14 protein-coding genes are annotated in these 17,809 nt (G+C 53.9%); 10 read left to right on the top strand and 4 right to left on the bottom strand.

Features of this window, described 5'->3' with window-relative positions; genetic code table 11:
- The first annotated feature begins 18 nt into the window (after positions 1-18).
- The 6 genes from gyrA to nth all read left to right on the top strand — a co-directional run bounded on the left by gyrA (position 19) and on the right by nth (position 6,566).
- Complete coding sequence (gene gyrA / locus N909_RS0109590; RefSeq protein ID WP_029914426.1) at positions 19-2,532, top strand: DNA gyrase subunit A; 2,514 nt, start codon at positions 19-21, stop codon at positions 2,530-2,532.
- Positions 2,456-3,340 (top strand): tetratricopeptide repeat protein, encoded by an 885-nt coding sequence (locus N909_RS0109585; protein WP_029914425.1) that lies wholly within the window; start codon positions 2,456-2,458, stop codon positions 3,338-3,340. Before gyrA ends, N909_RS0109585 begins: the two co-directional genes overlap by 77 nt.
- Entirely contained in the window at positions 3,340-4,353 is a 1,014-nt protein-coding gene (locus N909_RS0109580; RefSeq protein WP_029914423.1) for an NAD(P)H-dependent glycerol-3-phosphate dehydrogenase, read from the top strand. Before N909_RS0109585 ends, N909_RS0109580 begins: the two co-directional genes overlap by 1 nt.
- 168 nt (positions 4,354-4,521) lie before the next feature.
- On the top strand, positions 4,522-5,088 hold the full coding sequence (locus tag N909_RS0109575; protein ID WP_211253940.1) for a peptidylprolyl isomerase: 567 nt from the start codon (positions 4,522-4,524) through the stop codon (positions 5,086-5,088).
- A 62-nt stretch (positions 5,089-5,150) separates the two neighbouring features.
- Complete coding sequence (locus N909_RS0109570) at positions 5,151-5,894, top strand: endonuclease/exonuclease/phosphatase family protein (protein WP_029914419.1); 744 nt, start codon at positions 5,151-5,153, stop codon at positions 5,892-5,894.
- 30 nt (positions 5,895-5,924) lie between these two features.
- The gene (nth, locus tag N909_RS0109565; protein ID WP_029914417.1) at positions 5,925-6,566 is read left to right on the top strand and encodes an endonuclease III; all 642 of its coding nucleotides are present in this window, start codon (positions 5,925-5,927) and stop codon (positions 6,564-6,566) included.
- Between the two features lie 104 nt (positions 6,567-6,670).
- Here the strand turns inward: nth and N909_RS0109560 are convergent, their stop codons facing one another.
- Positions 6,671-6,871: a cold-shock protein gene (locus N909_RS0109560; protein WP_029914415.1), complete on the bottom strand. Its 201-nt coding sequence runs from the start codon at positions 6,869-6,871 to the stop codon at positions 6,671-6,673.
- Positions 6,872-7,098: 227 nt separating this feature from the next.
- Here N909_RS0109560 and N909_RS0109555 point away from each other — a divergent pair, with 227 nt between their 5' ends.
- The 3 genes from N909_RS0109555 (at position 7,099) to acnA (ending at position 12,422) form a co-directional block, all read left to right on the top strand.
- The gene (locus N909_RS0109555; protein WP_029914413.1) at positions 7,099-7,800 is read left to right on the top strand and encodes a response regulator; all 702 of its coding nucleotides are present in this window, start codon (positions 7,099-7,101) and stop codon (positions 7,798-7,800) included.
- Complete coding sequence (locus tag N909_RS0109550) at positions 7,797-9,584, top strand: ATP-binding protein (RefSeq protein ID WP_029914411.1); 1,788 nt, start codon at positions 7,797-7,799, stop codon at positions 9,582-9,584. Before N909_RS0109555 ends, N909_RS0109550 begins: the two co-directional genes overlap by 4 nt.
- A gap of 183 nt (positions 9,585-9,767) precedes the next feature.
- Positions 9,768-12,422, top strand: coding sequence for an aconitate hydratase AcnA (gene acnA / locus N909_RS0109545; protein WP_029914409.1), 2,655 nt, complete (start codon positions 9,768-9,770; stop codon positions 12,420-12,422).
- Positions 12,423-12,512: 90 nt separating this feature from the next.
- Here the strand turns inward: acnA and tsaA are convergent, their stop codons facing one another.
- The 3 genes from tsaA to N909_RS0109530 all read right to left on the bottom strand — a co-directional run bounded on the left by tsaA (position 12,513) and on the right by N909_RS0109530 (position 15,538).
- Positions 12,513-13,223 (bottom strand): tRNA (N6-threonylcarbamoyladenosine(37)-N6)-methyltransferase TrmO, encoded by a 711-nt coding sequence (tsaA, locus tag N909_RS0109540; RefSeq protein ID WP_029914407.1) that lies wholly within the window; start codon positions 13,221-13,223, stop codon positions 12,513-12,515.
- Positions 13,224-13,241: 18 nt separating this feature from the next.
- Complete coding sequence (locus N909_RS0109535) at positions 13,242-14,162, bottom strand: DMT family transporter (protein WP_245613591.1); 921 nt, start codon at positions 14,160-14,162, stop codon at positions 13,242-13,244.
- Between the two features lie 173 nt (positions 14,163-14,335).
- Positions 14,336-15,538, bottom strand: a complete 1,203-nt coding sequence (locus tag N909_RS0109530) for a hybrid sensor histidine kinase/response regulator (protein WP_029914403.1) — start codon at positions 15,536-15,538, stop codon at positions 14,336-14,338.
- Positions 15,539-15,800: 262 nt separating this feature from the next.
- Between N909_RS0109530 and N909_RS0109525 the strand changes: the two genes are divergently transcribed.
- Entirely contained in the window at positions 15,801-17,636 is a 1,836-nt protein-coding gene (locus tag N909_RS0109525; RefSeq protein ID WP_051689651.1) for a bifunctional lysophospholipid acyltransferase family protein/GNAT family N-acetyltransferase, read from the top strand.
- Positions 17,637-17,809: the final 173 nt, after the last annotated feature.

Below are 17,809 nucleotides of genomic sequence, written 5' to 3'. Positions count from 1 at the left end.
CCGGGAGTGGAGGCATAAATGTTGTCTGAAGAGAATAAAGTCACCGTAAATATAGAAGATGAAATGCGTAAATCCTATATGGATTACGCAATGAGCGTCATTGTCGGGCGAGCTCTACCGGATGTCAGGGATGGTTTGAAACCGGTTCACCGGCGAATTCTGTTTGCTATGCATGACCTCAGTAATGACTACAACAAGCCCTATAAAAAATCCGCCCGGGTGGTCGGTGATGTCATCGGTAAATATCACCCGCACGGGGATAGTGCGGTCTATGACACCATCGTTCGGATGGCCCAGGATTTTTCCATGCGTCATCCCCTGGTCGATGGCCAGGGGAATTTCGGTTCCATTGACGGGGACTCTGCTGCAGCCATGCGTTACACCGAAATTCGTATGGACCGCTTGTCCCATGAACTGCTTGCCGATATCGAAAAAGAAACCGTTGATTTTGGGCCCAACTATGACGAATCTCTTGAAGAACCGTTGGTTTTACCATGCAAATTTCCGAATTTGCTGGTCAACGGCTCAGAGGGAATTGCGGTTGGTATGGCGACCAAGATTCCCCCGCACAATCTTGGCGAAGTTATTGATGGACTGGTAGCTATCATTGAAGACCCCAGAATCAGTGCTGAGGATTTGCTGGAGAGGATTCCCGGCCCCGACTTTCCAACCGCTGGCTTTATTAACGGCAAGGAAGGAATTCGTGAAGCTTATCATACCGGCCGGGGAATCATTCAGTTGCGGGCCAGAGCCCTGGTCGAGGTTGACCGTCGCTCCGGTAAGGAAGCGATTGTCGTTACCGAAATTCCTTATCAGGTCAACAAAGCTCGTTTGATCGAAAAAATTGCCGAACTGGTTAAAAATAAGAAAATTGAAGGAATTTCCGATCTGCGGGACGAATCGGATCGCGATGGCATGCGCATCGTCATTGAGCTGAAAAAGGACATGGTGCCAGGAGTCATTTTGAATCAACTTTATAAAATGACGACCATGCAAACATCCTTCGGTATTATCATGCTCGCTATTGTCGGCGGCCAGCCGAAGATCATGACTTTGCGCGAAGTGCTGGATAGTTTTATCGACCATCGCCGTGAAATTGTCACTCGCCGCTGTATTTTCGAGTTGAAGAAAGCAGAAGCACGCGCCCATATTCTGCATGGTTTGAAACTTGCCCTGGAAAACCTTGACGAGGTGATTCAGATTATCAAAAGCAGCGCTACGCCTGCCGACGCCAAAGAAAACCTGATGAACAGGTTCTCTTTTTCCGACATTCAGGCCCAGGCTATCCTGGATATGCGTTTGCACCGGTTGACTGGTCTTGAGCAGAGCAAAATTCTCGAAGAACTGGAACAGATCCTGGCACAGATTGCCCGGCTCAAAGAAATTCTCGCGAGCGAAGTTGAAATCCTTAAAATCATTAAGGATGAATTGATTGAGCTGAAGGAAAAATTCGCTAATCCGCGGCGTACCGAAATCATCGACAAAACGGCCGATCTGACCTTGGAAGACATGATCGTCGAAGAGAACATGGTGGTGACCGTTACCCACGGCGGTTATATCAAACGCAATGCCGTGTCCCTGTACCGGGCACAGCGGCGTGGCGGAAAAGGCAGGAGCGGAGTAAGGCCCAAGGAAGAAGACTTTGTTGAAAGTTTGTTTGTGGCCTCAACCCACTCCTACGTGCTGATCTTTACCAATCTTGGCAAAGTCTATTGGCTGAAGGTTCATGAAATTCCCCAGGGAGGGAGGGCCTCCCGTGGTAAGGCGATTGTCAACCTGCTGAAACTGGCTCCGGAGGAGAAAGTCACCACCATCCTTCCGGTCAAGGAATTTGAAGAGGACAAATATATCGTTACCGCTACGGCCAAAGGGACGATCAAAAAGACTGAACTGATGGCTTATTCCAACCCCCGTTCCGGTGGAATTATCGCCCTGACCATCGACGAGGGTGACAGCCTGATAGAAGCCCGTCTGACCGATGGCAAGCGAGATCTGCTATTGGCCAGTCGCAATGGAAAATCGATTCGTTTTCCGGAAGCCAATGTTCGTCCGATGGGGCGCTCAGCGCGCGGAGTGCGCGGCATGACTCTGGAAGGGGACGATGAGGTCATCGGCTTACAATCTGTCACCGATAACACAGCCCTGGCTCTGGTGACAATCACTGAGAATGGTTATGGTAAAAGGACGGATATTACCGAATATCGGGTTCAGAGTCGTGGTGGGAAAGGCATTATCACCATCAAAACCAGTGAACGGAACGGCCGAGTCGTCGATATCAAAATGGTCAATGAAGATTCCGACCTGATGTTTATCACCAATCGCGGCAAACTGCTGCGGACCAGAGTAAAAGATATCCGTTCCATTGGTCGGAACACCCAGGGGGTTCGGATGATGGTTCTTGAAGAAGACGAATTTATCGTTTCGGTCGCCCGCTTGGCCGAGAAGGAATCAACGGATGAATCTGCACCAGTTGAAGAAGAAGTTGAAGCAGGAATTGAAGAATCAGGGGGAGCTGAAGAGGAAAGCGAATAACCGAAAAGCCTGGCTGCTCTTTTTCCTGCTGATAATTCTGTTGGGAATCATCGGACTGCCCTATGTTCAAGATTACCGTTTGACTTTGCCGATGCGCTTATTGGCAAAAGGGGTTGAATATGAGAGCCTGGGGCAGCTCGACTTGGCAGAGCAGACTTATGTTAAGCTTAAACAGCGTTACCCGCATACCCCTGCTGCAGAAGAGGCATTGTTTCGCATGGGGCGTATCTGGCAGGACGACAGAAAAGATATGCCCCAGGCCCTGTTGACATATCTGCAACTGGAACATGATTATCCGGAAAGCACCTATGTCTTACCGGCCCGGCAGGAAGCCGCGTGGATTGTCAAATATGCGCAGCGGGATTATTCCGCTGCCATCGGCTACTATCAGCATCTGCTGGAACTGGATAAAGACAACGCTGACCGTTATCTTTATGAAATAGCAGACTGTTATTTCCGGCTGGAAAATTATCCGCAGGCGCGGATTGAGCTCGAAACATTACTGGAAGACTATCCGCACAGTGAGCTGACCGCCGATGCATTGTATCGGCGCGGGGGAATTCTGGTTTTGGAAAATCGTCCAGAAGCCGCGAAGCAAAGCTGGAAACAGCTGATAGACAGATTTCCTGACAGCAGTTACCGCAGTCAGGCGGAATTTAACCTCGCACGGATGTTTGAAGAAGAAGGATTATTACAGGAAGCTTTGGATCTATATCGCAAATTGACCGATTTTCCTAGACCGTCTTTGCTTCAGGAAAAAATCAAACATCTGGAACAACGCATCGAGAAAAAGAGCAAGGCGATATGATGAAGAACAAATATGCCGTTATCGGTGCAGGAAGTTGGGGAACGACCCTGGCGAACCTGCTTGCTCAGAAAAAATATGGTGTTACTCTCTGGTGTTACGAAACAGACCTGACGGAAAGGATGCAGCGGAAGAGGATCAATGATATCTACCTTCCCGATATCGTTCTCGCCGATAACCTCCATTTTACCAGTTCGCTGAAAGAGGCGGTGAGCGATAAAAAAATGCTGGTTTTTGTTGCTCCGTCTCAAGTAACCCGCCAGGTTCTTGAACAGGCGTTACCCCATATCAGCCCTGAAACTATCATTGTTTCGGCATCAAAAGGGATAGAAAACAATACCCTTAAACTGCTGTCGGAGATTTTTGAAGAACTTCTTCCCGCAACAATGCACCAACAGCTGGTTTTTTTATCCGGACCCTCGTTCGCCCGGGAAGTCAGCCAGGGGATGCCGACAGCGGTCGTTGCCGCAGGGCGCGATCTTGCCTATGCAGAACAAGTTCAGACGATTTTCAGCACGGAAAAATTCCGGGTTTACACTCATACCGATGTCATCGGGGTTGAACTTGGCGGAGCGATGAAAAATGTTATTGCTCTTGCTGCCGGAGTTGCCGATGGTCTTGGCTTTGGTTATAACAGCCGAGCCGCACTGATTACGCGGGGATTGGCGGAAATGACCCGTTTAGGCCTGAAACTAGGTGGTAAAGCTGACACTTTTGCCGGTTTGGCGGGAATGGGCGATCTTGTGCTGACCTGTACAGGAGACCTATCCCGTAATCGTAGTGTCGGCATTGAACTGGGAAAAGGGCGCAAGCTTGATGATATCCTGGCCGGTATGACCATGATTGCCGAAGGGGTTAAAACGACCCTGTCAGCTTTTCAACTCGCTCATAAATTGAATGTGGACGTTCCGATTATTGAGCAGATGTATCAAATCCTTTATCAGAATAAAGATCCCAGACAGGCAGTCAGCGATCTGATGCTGCGAGATCTGAAGCCAGAAAGCTTGATGAGCTGAAAAGAGGGTCATTTAACAGTGTGTGGAAACTGTTGGCGGGCCTTCAAATTCCAAAAAAATATGATAACTTGTTGATTTTATGAGAAGAGAATAGTGCTTTTCAGCGATTAAGAGCGGCAAAGACAGAGGTTTGATTATTTTCATCATCCAGATAAAGAGGCAGTCCCTATGAACAAAGTTCTTTTTTATTTATTTACGGTTCTGACTTTGACAACGACCGCTGCCTATGCCGGGCCGATCGTTGAAATGAAAACCAATCTGGGAATGATAAAAATTGAACTGAATTCGGATAAAGCTCCGCAGACAGTCGATAATTTTATCAAATACGTTCAAAATGGCTTTTATGATGGAACAATTTTTCATCGGGTGATCGGTGGATTCATGATCCAGGGGGGCGGTTTTGATCAGACCGGAACACGGAAAGAGACTCTCCCGCCGATCAAGAATGAAGCAGACAATGGGCTGAAAAATGACAAAGGAACCATTGCCATGGCCCGAACCAGTGATATCAACAGCGCGACCAGTCAGTTTTTTATCAACCTGGTTGATAATAAATTTTTGAATCATAACGGACCGACAGCAAGAGCATTCGGCTATGCCGTGTTTGGAAAAGTTATTGAAGGCATGGATGTCGTTGAAAAAATAGGTCGGGTTAAGACCATTACCAAAAGCGCTTTGTTCAGAGATTATCCTGACTCTCAGGTTATTATTGAGACGGTCAGGTTGCTCAATTGAGGATATGAACCAACGTCGGCACCGGATATGTTCAAGGGTGTTGTCCGGATAAAGGGAGAGGGATGACGACATTCCGGATCATGAGTTATCACATCAACGGATTGCTGAACGCTTCCGGGAAACTCACACCGGAATTGAGTGCGAAGGTGATCCGTGCCCAGCATGTCGATCTGGTTCTGTTGCAGGGGATCGGTTCAGCACTCGGTGCAACCAGCCTCAAACTGTTGTCCGAGCGGGTCGGATTAAATCACTACGGGCCTGAAACCGAAGGCGGCTGTGCGTTTCTGTCACGCTTTCCCCTCCATAATATTCAGGCGTCCCCTCTCGGCTACGGAGGTCGTTGTCTGCGTGCCGATCTCGATTGGGCGGAGGAGCGGGTCCATTTGTTCAACGTCAGTCTTTCCTGGGACCTTTGGCAGCGGTTGGAACAGGTTCGGTTGTTATTAAGCGAGCAAATTCTTAACAACCCTTCTTTTCCCTGTGCAACCATCGTCGCTGGCGACTTCGGGCTGCCGCTGTGGGATCTGGGGCAACTCCATTCCGCCCGCGATTTAAAACGGGCTTCCCTTCCCCTCTGGCGGGCTAACTATCCAGGTCGGTTTCCCCTCTGGGGGCGCGACCGGATTTATCTGCGCGGTCCGATTCGCACCTTGGCCGGAGAAGTTATCAGGACCTCGCTTGCCAAAATGGCTTCCCCCCATCTGCCACTGGTTCTGGATGTTGAAACAAAAGAAACACGCAAGATTCTTAAGATCAAAAACTCGGCAAGAATTGCATCCAAGCATCCTGATCCCGTTTGTGGATAAGTTGTTTATTTTGTGGATAAGTCGCTAAGCATGAAAAAATCTGAACAGGCAATCAAGCTGTTGAGGGCATTGGAAGAACTCTACCCCGCGGCAGAATGTGCCCTCAATTATGAAACTCCCTGGCAACTGCTGGTGGCGACAATTCTATCTGCTCAGTGTACCGACGTCAGGGTAAATATGGTGACCAGGGAACTGTTTAAACAGCTGCCAGGTCCGCAGCAGATGGCAGCGGCAAGCCAGGAGCAGGTCGAGGAGCTGATTCGGACCACCGGGTTTTTCCGCAATAAAGCCAAGAACCTGATCCAGTCTTCCCAACAGCTTTTGGAGTTTCACCAGGGGCAGGTTCCTGCGGATCTGAATGCTCTGGTTGCCTTAAGCGGGGTTGGCCGCAAAACTGCCAATGTTGTGCTGGGAAATGCCTACGGCATCCCGGGTATGGTTGTGGATACCCATGTCAAACGGTTGTCACGCCGGTTCGGCTGGACCAAAGAGGACGATCCGGAAAAGATTGAGAAGGACCTCTGTCGACTGCTGCCGCAGACTGAGTGGACCCAATGCAGCCATACCCTGATCGCCCATGGCAGAGCTTGCTGCAAAGCCCCCACTCCGCAATGCAGTCGATGTGGTGTCGTTGCTTTATGTCCGCGCAAAGGCGTTGCGCGATCGAGCTGATTAGAAAAGGAAAAACTCCACGGCAGAGCCGTGGAGTTTTTTGGTTAACCCTCAAAGAAATTGATCCGTTTAGTGTCGGAAGAAACCGCCGACGACGGTAAGTGTTAGACTTTTACAACATTTGCTGATTGTGGACCTTTTTCTCCCTGGATAACATCAAAAGTCACCCGATCGCCCTCAGCCAGGGATTTGAATCCATCAGACTGAATTGCCGAGAAATGGACAAAGACATCGGGGCCATTGTCCTGCTCGATAAAACCAAAACCTTTTGAATCGTTAAACCATTTTACAGTACCTTCTGCCATGCTTTGACTCCTTATGCGTTTTGCGAGGGTAACCGAGACACGATAAAATCGCTTCTAGCATAAGAGTCATTTAAAAACAATGTTATTTTTTCATAAATTGCTGTTGTTTGTAAAAATTCCGTCAAAAAATGGAAAGAAAGATAAAATCTATGGAATTTCTCATAAAAAACTAACAAAGAACTACGATCTTTCTAAATCTATGCAAATTTTACTCCACGAGGATAGGTATGAGTGAATCAAAGAAAACTGTTTTGATCGTAGAAGATGAAGAAGATATTTTAGCCTTGCTTCATTTCAATCTGATGAAGGCTGATTTTAATGTGATTTGTGCATCCTGCGGCGAAGAGGGGTTGAAGAGTGTGATCAGCTCCCAGCCCGATTTGGTCCTGCTGGATTTGATGCTGCCGGGAATCGACGGACTGGAGATCTGTCGGCGCTTGCGGGCTGATGAGGCGACCAGGAATATACCGATTATTATGCTCACGGCCAAGGGGGAAGAGAGCGATGTGGTCAAGGGTCTCGAACTCGGCGCAGACGATTATGTCACCAAGCCCTTCAGCATCAAGGTTCTTCTTGCCAGAATTCAGGCCGTCTTGCGACGGCGTAAAGAAGAAAGCAGCCAGCAGGAGCAGGATGAGCTGGTGTTTGATCAGCTGGCGATTCATCGTGGCCGGAACCTGGTTCAGGTGGAAGGGAAAAGTGTTGATCTGACCTTCACGGAATTCAGAGTTCTGGTTGCCCTGGCCAGTCGTCCCGGCTGGGTTTTTACCCGCTACCAGATTGTCAATGCAGTGCGCGGTGAGGATTATGCGGTCACTGATCGGGCGGTCGATGTTCAGATTGCCGGCTTACGGAAAAAGCTCGGCTCGTGTGGCAATTATATCGAAACGGTCCGTGGAGTCGGTTACCGGTTTCGGGAGGACTCATGAAATCAAGGCGGTTGGTCTGGCAACTCTACCCGACCTATATCCTACTTATTTTAATCGTACTCTGCGGCCTGGGCTGGTATGTCTCAGTCACCCTGCGCAATTTTCATTATCAGCAGACCGCTGCAGATTTGAGTGCCAGAGCCCATCTGGTCGAGGAACAGTTACAGAGCTCTTTCGACATGACTCGCCAGGAGAACCTGAATCAGCTGGTGAAGCGGCTCGGAGAAAGCTCGCAAACCAGGATTACGATAATCAGGCTCGATGGAAAGGTGCTGGCCGATTCCGAAGAGAACCCGGAACGGATGGAAAACCATAGCCATCGGCCTGAAATCCAGACCGCAATCTCCGGTAAACAGGGGATGTCGATCCGCTTCAGCAGAACACTTGGTCAAACTCTGATGTATGTCGCCCTGCCCTTTGTCCGGGACGGTGAAGTTCTGGGAACGGTCAGAACCGCTATCTCGGTTTCGGACATCGACCGGACCCTGACGGCAATCTACCAACGCTTGTTTTTCGCCGGGTTCCTGATCGCCCTGCTGATCGCCCCGGTTTCCTGGTGGTTATCGCGGCGCATTAGTCGCCCCCTTGAATTGATGACCGGAGCAGCGCAACGTTTTTCCCAGGGGGACCTCGAAGTTCCCCTGACCGAGACGGGTTCCGCAGAAACCCGTCGCCTGGCCAAAGCGTTAAACCACATGGCCGGAGACCTGGCGGAGCGGATTCACCGCGAGGTAGAGCAACGGGGGGAAATGGAAGCGATTTTGGGCTGTATGGTCGAAGGAATCATTGCGGTTGACAACGAAGAGCGGGTCATTCGCATGAATTCCGCCACCACCAGGCTGTTTGGGATCAAGGCCGTTCTGGAGCCGGGCCGGCCGATTCAGGAAGTTATCCGTCATTCAGAACTGCAGCGGTTTGTACGGCGCGCTTTGAACCTGCAGGAACCGCTCGAAGATGAGCTGACCCTGCTGGATACGGAAAAGCGCTACCTGCATGTCCAGGCTGCGCCGCTGACCGGCAAACGCAACGAAAGGATCGGTGTCCTGATCGTCCTCCACGATCTGACCAGGCTCCGCCAGCTGGAATCGGTCCGGCGTGATTTTGTCGCCAATGTATCCCATGAGTTGAAAACGCCGATAACCGCCATCAGAGGAGCGGTTGAAACCTTGCTCGACGAGGACGGGATCGATGATTCCTGGCAGCGCTTTTTACAGATCATTTTCAAGCAAAGTGAACGGCTGAATGCCTTGGTTGAAGATCTCCTTGATCTTTCCCGGATTGAACAGGGCGTGACCGAGGGGGGCTGGGAATTGAAAACCGAGCTGCTAAGGCCGCTGTTGGAAAGCGCCCGCAATGCCTGCGAGACGTTGATTTCCCAGCAGCAGGTGGCCATCGAGATCCAGTGCCCTGAGCGGTTGCGGGCGCGGATTAACGAGCCGCTGCTGGAACAGGCAGTGATCAATCTGCTCAGCAACGCCATCAAATACAGCAGTTCCGGGGGGCGGGTGATCATTGAGGCCTCGGAACAGGAGCAGCAGGTGCTGATCCAGGTGCGTGACTTCGGCACCGGCATTGCGGAAGAGCATCTGCCGCGGCTGTTCGAGCGTTTTTATCGGATCGATCTGGCGCGGAGTCGCGCTCTGGGTGGGACCGGTCTCGGCCTGGCAATCGTCAAACACATTGCCATCGCCCATGAAGGAAACGTTTTTGTGGACAGCGTCCTGGGCCAGGGCAGCACCTTTACCATTGCCCTGCCGAACCGGCGAATCAACTCGGTGAGTTGACCGAGCCATCCGCATTGATGGCTCTCTGGAAAGCTCCCTTTTGCGCAAAGCAAAAGGGGGCTTTTTTTGTTGCCCGCAAAGAAATCTCCCGGCCGAACTATCACTTTTGGAAAAAACTGGTTAAACTTTTATGGATGTAGAAGAGCTTAAAAACCGATTTATTACAGCTGAGGAGAGAAACCAATGGCGGGTAATTCATTTCAAACAACCAAAACCCTCAATGTTGCCGGGCAGGTGTATCACTACCACAGCTTACAGGCTGCGGCGCAAGCCGGCCTCGGTGATTTGAACAGACTCCCCTTTACCATCAAGGTGTTGCTGGAAAATCTGCTGCGCAAGGAAGACGGTCAAGCCGTCAAGGCAGACGATATCAAAGCCGTTGCCGAGTGGCAGCCGCATCAGAAAAAAAGCAGCGAGATCGCCTTCAGCCCGGCCCGGGTGCTGATGCAGGATTTCACCGGGGTGCCGGCGATCGTTGACCTGGCGGCCATGCGTGACGCGGTCGCCAAACAGGGTGGCGACCCGGCCAAGATCAATCCACAGATCCCGGTCGACCTGGTTATCGACCACTCGGTCATGGTCGATCAGTATGGCAATCCTGGTGCTTTTGCCGCCAATGTGGAAAAGGAAATGGAGCGGAATCGCGAGCGCTATGCTTTTTTACGCTGGGGGCAGAAAGCTTTTAATAATTTTCGGGTGGTTCCTCCCGGAACCGGGATCTGCCACCAGGTCAACCTGGAATACCTGGCCAAGGCGATCTGGAGCGAGGAGATCGACGGCAAACGCTGGGCCTATCCGGACACCCTGGTCGGGACCGATAGTCACACCACCATGATCAACGGCCTTGGCGTGCTCGGCTGGGGCGTCGGCGGCATCGAAGCCGAAGCAGCCATGCTCGGTCAGCCGATTTCCATGCTGATTCCCGAGGTGGTCGGCTTCCGGCTGACCGGGGCGTTGAGCGAAGGGGTCACCGCAACCGACCTGGTGCTGACTGTGACCCAGATGCTGCGGCAACACGGCGTAGTCGGAAAATTCGTTGAGTTCTTCGGGGCCGGGCTGTCGCAGCTGCCGCTGGCGGACCGGGCGACCATTGCCAATATGTCGCCGGAATACGGCGCCACTTGCGGCTTCTTCCCTATTGACCAGATCACCCTCGATTACCTGGCCCTGTCGGGGCGCAGCGAGGAAAATATCGCTCTGGTCGAGGCCTATTGCAAAGAACAGGGGCTGTGGCGGACCGATGATCTGGCCGACCCGGCCTACAGCGCCGTGCTCGAACTCGACCTGGCCTCGGTCAAGCCCAGCCTGGCCGGGCCGAAGCGGCCCCAGGACCGGGTTTTGCTGGAAGACATGGGCAAGGCAACGGATCAGGTCATTCCCGCCGACGAATTTGAAAAAGGGATCGCCATCAGTGGCAGCGACGAGCAGTTGCACCATGGTGATGTGGTTATCGCCGCTATCACCTCCTGCACCAACACCTCGAACCCGGCGGTCATGATGGCGGCCGGACTGGTAGCCAAAAAGGCCGTGGACCGTGGCCTGAAGCAGAAACCCTGGGTCAAGACCTCGCTGGCGCCGGGCTCCAAGGTGGTGACCGACTATCTGGCCAAGGCCGGCCTGCAGAGTTACCTGGACAGCCTCGGTTTCAATATTGTCGGTTATGGCTGTACCACCTGTATTGGCAACTCCGGACCGCTCACCGGACCCATTGCCGAGGCCATCGAGCAAGGGGATCTGACGGTCTGTTCGGTCCTCTCCGGCAATCGTAACTTTGAAGGGCGGATTCACGCCCAGACCAAAGCCAACTGGCTGGCGTCACCGCCGTTGGTGGTGGCCTTCGCCCTGGCCGGAACGACCCGCATCGACCTGACCAGCGACCCGCTCGGCAACGACCGGACCGGGCAGCCGGTGTATCTCAAGGATATCTGGCCGAGCAATGCCGAAGTCGCGGAGATGGTTGCTCTGGTCAATGCCAAGATGTTCCAGAAGGAGTACGCCGAAGTCTTCAGTGGCGACGAGAGCTGGCGCAATCTGCCGGTCCCGGAAGGGTTGACTTATGCCTGGGACGCTGACTCAACCTATATCCGCCTCCCCTCCTTTTTCGATGAGTTGAGCTTCAGTGAAAGCTATCCCGGGTTCACCGATGCCCGCCAACTGGCCCTGCTCGGAGATTCCATCACCACCGATCATATCAGCCCGGCCGGCTCCATCAAGGCGTCGAGTCCGGCCGGCCGCTACCTGCGGGAACACGGGGTGGAAGAGCGTGATTTCAACAGCTACGGTTCGCGTCGCGGTAACCACGAAGTGATGATGCGTGGCACTTTTGCCAATATTCGCTTGCGCAACAAGATGGTGCCGGAAACCGAAGGCGGCGTGACCAAATACCTGGCCACCGGGGAAGAGATGAGCATTTTCGACGCGGCCAGCAGGTATTCGCAGGATGGTACCCCGCTGGTGATTATTGCCGGCAAGGAATACGGAACCGGCTCCAGCCGGGATTGGGCCGCCAAGGGCACGCTGCTGCTTGGTGTCAAAGCGGTTCTGGCGGAAAGTTACGAGCGTATCCACCGCTCCAACCTGGTTGGCATGGGGGTCTTGCCGTTACAGTTCAGCGCCGGGGAATCCGCTGCAAGTCTGGGCCTGGATGGAACCGAGACTCTCAGCCTTGCGCCGGTGGAAAAACTCCGGGCCAAGCAGAAGATGACCCTGACCCTGACCAGGGGGGATGGCCGTACCGAACAGCTTGAGGTGCTCTGTCGCCTTGATACCGATCAGGAGGTCGGCTATTTCCGCAGCGGCGGGATTCTTAACCACGTGCTGCTCAACCAGATGGAATAGCCAGGAAGCCGGTCAAACCGACATGGGTAAGTCCGCTACGGGCTTGTCCAAGAGAAAATAAAAACGGCAGGCCCTAAGGCCTGCCGTTTTTCATTGTTCCACCGGATCGATGGCCAGAACCATGACCCGCCCGCCGCTGACCTGCCAGCGGATGTTGTAGTCCAGCAAACGGACTCCATATTCGCGCTCATCCTCCGGGGCGCTGCGATAGGCCGGTCGCGGATCGAGCCCCAGGGTCTCGTGCAACAGAGCTTCAAGTTCCGGGTGGGCTGGGCGAAACCGGGCCAGCTGTTCCTGGGCAAGAGAAGAGAATTCGACCGCCAGGCGGTGGCTCGGCGCTTGTGGTGCAAAGCCTCCAGCAGCCCCGCTGATGGCATCGCCGTAAGGAAGGTAGGGCTTGATATCAATGATCGGGGTTTGATCGATCAGATCGGCCCCCTGGACCTTCAGCACCACCTGGCCGTCCCGGACAATCACCGATAACAGCCGGACCGCGGACAGGCCGATGGGGTTGGGACGAAACGGCGAGCGGGACGCATAGACCCCGACCCGCTTGTTGCCGCCCAGGCGCGGCGGCCTGACCGTCGGTTGCCAGCCTTTCTGCCAGTTGTGGTGAAACAGGAACAGCAACCAGATGTGGCTGAACTCGCTCAGCCCGCGCACCGCCTCCGGCGTGGCATAGTCAGGAAAAAAGACCACTTCCGCGGTGACCGTCGGTGCCAGTCCCGCCTGGCGCGGAGTGGCGAACTTTTCCTTGAACGGCGAATGAATAATGGCGATGGGATTCAGCGAATAGTCCATGACTGATAACCGTCCGCTTCAGTGGCTCGGCTGCAGGGACAGGATTCGTTCCTTGCGACTGCTCAGCCAGACGCCGCCGAACACCAGCCCGCAGGCCAACCATTGGGAAAGGTTGAGCTGATCACCGAGAACGAGCATGCCGAGGACAACACCGAATACCGGAATCAGATTGACGAATCCGGCAGCCTGACTGGCGGGCACCCGGCTGACTCCGAAATTGAAACAGCCATAACCGCCCAGGGTAACAACTGTCCCCAGGTAGATAATGGCCAGCCCCGGCAGCGGTTCCCAGCCGTGCGGAAAACCGATCTGCGGCATGAGCAGAAACGGGAAAAAGAAAATACTGCCGATAACCGACTGAAAAGCAGTCAAGAGCAAAGGCGGATAATGGCTGGTCAGGTGTTTCAGGGAAACGGTGTACCCTGCGGCACAGATCATGGCAAGGAATTCACAGAAATTGCCCAGCAGTGGATTGGGCGCGTTGAGGTCGGTATCGCTGGCCAGACTTAACCAGCAAGCCCCAACAATAGCCAGGAAAAATCCGCTCATGGTCTGCCGGCGGATCTTTTCTTTGAGCCACGCCCAAGCCATGATCGCGACCAGCAACGGCAACATGGCGGTGATCATGCCGGCCTGGGACGCGCTGGTGTGCTGCAGGGCCTTGGCCTCAAAAATGAAATACAGGCAGGGTTCGCTGATCGCCATAAGCAACAGGTATTTGATATCCTTGCGGCGCCAGTTGATTTTGCGCAGGGCGGGCAAAAAGACCAACAGGCACAGGCTGGCGATGAACATCCGCCCGAAAATGACCTGCATTGGATGATAGCTGCGAAATGCGATCTTCAGGGCGACAAATGAACTTGCCCAGAACAGTGACGCCAGAATCAGGCTGAGGGTCGGGATGAGGGTCGGGATGAGGCGAAGCGTCTTTTCGGTCACAGTTTTCTCCAGAATCCGATCAGGTTGACAAAGGCTAAACATAAGCCCACGTCAGCGTGGAGACCAGAAAAAAATGCAGCTTACAGGACAGATTGACCGGTGGCTGAGCCCAGGGCGGGCGTGGCAAAAGCAAGGTCGCCCGGGCCGCTCGTTTGCGCCGCTCTTGACTCTGTTCAGGAGCCTTTGTCAGCCGCGGGAAAGCTCAGCGAAAAGCAACAACCATCCCCCTCTGCTTGTTCCAAAGTCAAGGAACCGTCCATGGCGCGGGCCAGGGTTCTGGCCATGTACAGGCCCAGGCCGGAGCCGGCGGTCCGGTCCGCCTGTTTGGACCCACGATAGAATTTTTCAAAGATCCGCTCGCGATCTGCGGGAGGAATCCCCGGCCCGTCGTCACTGATGCGCAGGCAGAGTCGCTCATCGACCGTTGCTGCACTGAGCAGGACATGACCGTCAAGCAATGAATACTTAAGGGCGTTTTCCAGTAAACTGGCGAGAACAATCTTCAGTCCGACCGGATGCAGATTGATCGTTTCGGTGACCGTGCATTGAAAAGACAGTTCACAGGATTTCTGTTCCGCCAGCGGTTTGAACAGAGCCTCCAGTTCTTTGAGCAGGTTGCTGAGCAGAAAAGTCTCGGGTTGCAGCTGGCCGACGCTGTCCTCAACCTGCCTGATCAGCAGGTAGTTTTCCGCCAGGCTGCCCAGGTAATGGGAACTGGTGGAAATCTGCTCGATAAACTGGCCGGTATGGTCGGCCGGAAGGCTGCCGCTGTCGTTTAAATGATCGGCCATGCCGGAAATAACGGTCAGCTGGTTGCGCAGTTCGTGAAACAGGGCCTGCTGCCAGTTGTCCTGCAGTTCGGTCCATTTTCTGATTGCGGCAAGCTGGGCGTTGAGCTGTTTTTGTTCGCGCTTTCTTTCGATCAGCCGGCGGGTTTGCAGGATCACTTCTTTGACCGTGTAGGGTTTGGGCAGGTAAAGATCGGCGCCCAGATCGTAGCCTTTCAATTTATCGTTTTCCGAGCTGAGGGCGCTGAGCATGATGATCGGGGTCGTGCCGATCAGCCGATCATGGTGGGAGCGAATCATTCGGCAGATTTCCCAGCCGTTGAGCAGCGGTAGCATGATATCGAGCAGGATCAGATCCGGTTTTTCCCGGCCGATGAGGCGACACGCCTCAAGCCCGTCTTTAGCAATCAGCACCTGAAAGCCATTGCGCTGCAGATTGAATTCAAGAATCTCCGCGAGGGAGTCCTCGTCCTCAACTACCAGCACCCTGCCGCTGTTAAGCAGCCCTTTACTTACTCCGCTCAGGCCGCCGCAGGCAAAGCTGTGTTCCAGCGTTTTTCCGGGTAAGTGTTCTTCCATCAGTATCATAAACCGTTCCTCGTTGAAGGTTCACAGCAAAAGTCGCAAGGTCTGGGGATGTCCAGTGGCATGTTTGAAGGGACAGGTTGAAAATAATTCTCTTCTACGCGGAATGAATTACTGGCGCATTAGTCCTGTGTTGGGTTTGTGTTAATTCCTCATGAATTCACCAGCTCCGTTTCCTGCTCAAAAAAAACTAACCACCTGCCAATCTTCCAGTAACAGTATTCAGGCTATATCCGCGCAATCTTTATCTGTAAGGAGCATGACTATGGCTGACCGCGACCAGGTTGTAAGACCTTTTCTGTTTGAAAAAGTCGGCGGGGATTCGGGCCGGAGCTGGCGCAATACAGCCCTGCGGGTGCTGGAAAAAATCTCCGGCCTGGAGCGTTGCCAACAGCTTTATGATGAGATTGAGAACGATTGCGGGCTGGAGGATTTTTTACGCCAGGCCCTGGCGAAGGCGTCCATTGACTATCGACTGAGCGACAGCAGCATGGCCCGGATGCCCCAATCAGGTGCTTGCGTCCTGGTGGCAAACCATCCTTACGGCGCTGCTGAAGGGCTGGTTCTGTTCCATCTGCTCAGCCGGGTCAGGCCAGATTTCAAAGTCTTGGGAAATTTCCTCCTCGGGCGGGTGCCGCAACTGCGGGAAAAATTGATTGAGGTCGACCCTTTCGGCGGCAAGGGTGCCGCACGGGCCAATATCAACCCGTTGCGCCAGGCTCTGCAACATCTGCAAGCCGGTGGTTTACTGGTGGTTTTCCCGGCCGGCGAGGTCTCTTCCTGGCAGGGGCCGGGGCGCGGGGTGGTCGATCCGCCCTGGAGTGACAGTGTTGCCCGGCTGGTTCGCAAAAGCAAAGCTGCGGTCTTACCGATCTTTTTTCCCGGCCATAATGGCCCGCTGTTTCAGTTGGCTGGGACCCTTCACCCTCGCCTGCGCACCCTGCTGTTGCCGAAGATGCTGCTCAAAGGCAGGAAAACCCCGCTGACCCCGCTCATCGGCAACCTGATCCCGAGCAAGAAATGGGCGACCTTTGCGAGTGACCGGCAGCTGGTCGACTATCTGCGGCTGCGGACCTATGCCCTGGGCCTTGATCCTCTGGCAACGGCTGTTCCGCCGGCCGGGAAGCAGGCTGTTTCACAACCGGTAGCGCTCAGCGCCGCAGTGGCCGTTAGCGAGCTGAGGGTGGAATTGGCCGCTCTGCCCGCTCCCCAGCGGTTGTTGCAAAGTGGTGAGTTCGATGTGTTTTTTGCTGCCGCCGGGCAGATCCCGCGGCTTCTTCACGAAATCGGCCGCCTGCGCGAGCTGACCTTCCGGGCCGCCGGTGAGGGGACCGGCCAGGCCCTTGATCTGGATAATTTCGATCAGGACTACCTGCATCTGTTCGTCTGGAACCGGGAGCAGGAAGAACTGGTTGGCGCCTATCGGGTGGGGCGGGTCGACCAGCTGCTTGCCAGCCGGGGCAAAGAGGGCCTGTACACCACGACTCTATTCGAATTCAAACCGCAACTTCTCGAGTATCTGGAGCAGGGGCTGGAACTTGGCCGCTCCTTTGTTCGTCCCGAGTATCAGCGTTCCTTTGCTCCTTTGCTGCTGCTCTGGAAAGGGATCGGTCATTACCTGACTCTTCATCCCCAATATCGTTTTCTGTTCGGCCCGGTCAGCATCTCCCAGGATTACAGCGACCGTTCGCGGGAACTGATGACCTGTGCCCTGAGCCGCCACTATCTGGTCAAGGAATTGGCAAATCTGGTCGCCCCGCGCCTGCCAGTGCCCATCAAGCCGCTCAAAGTGGCCGGTTTGAGTCGTGCCCACTGCGATGATCTGCTGCGCAATATAGATGATGTTGCCGCGCTGGTCGCGGATCTGGAAGAAGACAGTAAGGGCATCCCGGTGCTGCTCCGCCATTACCTCGGTCTGGGCGGGAAACTGCTGGCCTTTAATCTGGATCCGGCCTTCAGTGATGTGATTGACGGGTTGCTGCTGGTGGACCTGCCTCAGGCCGACAGCAAGCAGCTGCAACGCTACATGGGGCGCGACGGCTATCAGTACTATCTGGAACAACAGGGCCGTTTGCGGCACCCGGCAGCGGTTGCCGCCTGAGTGAATCTGACAACCGGCAATTTGCAAAAAAACTTGACCGCGGAAGCCTGCCAGTCCGTGAACAACTGAAACCAGCCAGCTCTCTTTAGCGGAGCAAATCAGCAGACAGCTCATGCCAGCGCGGTATGGGCTGTTTCCTTTTTTGCCTGACCGTAATTCACCCTGCATCATCA

The sequence above is a fragment of the Pelobacter seleniigenes DSM 18267 genome (genome assembly GCF_000711225.1).
In the GTDB taxonomy this organism is placed as follows: Bacteria; Desulfobacterota; Desulfuromonadia; order Desulfuromonadales; family Geopsychrobacteraceae; genus Seleniibacterium; species Seleniibacterium seleniigenes.
Note: the sequence above shows the minus strand (reverse complement) of the source record. Positions and strands in the feature narration are given on the sequence as shown.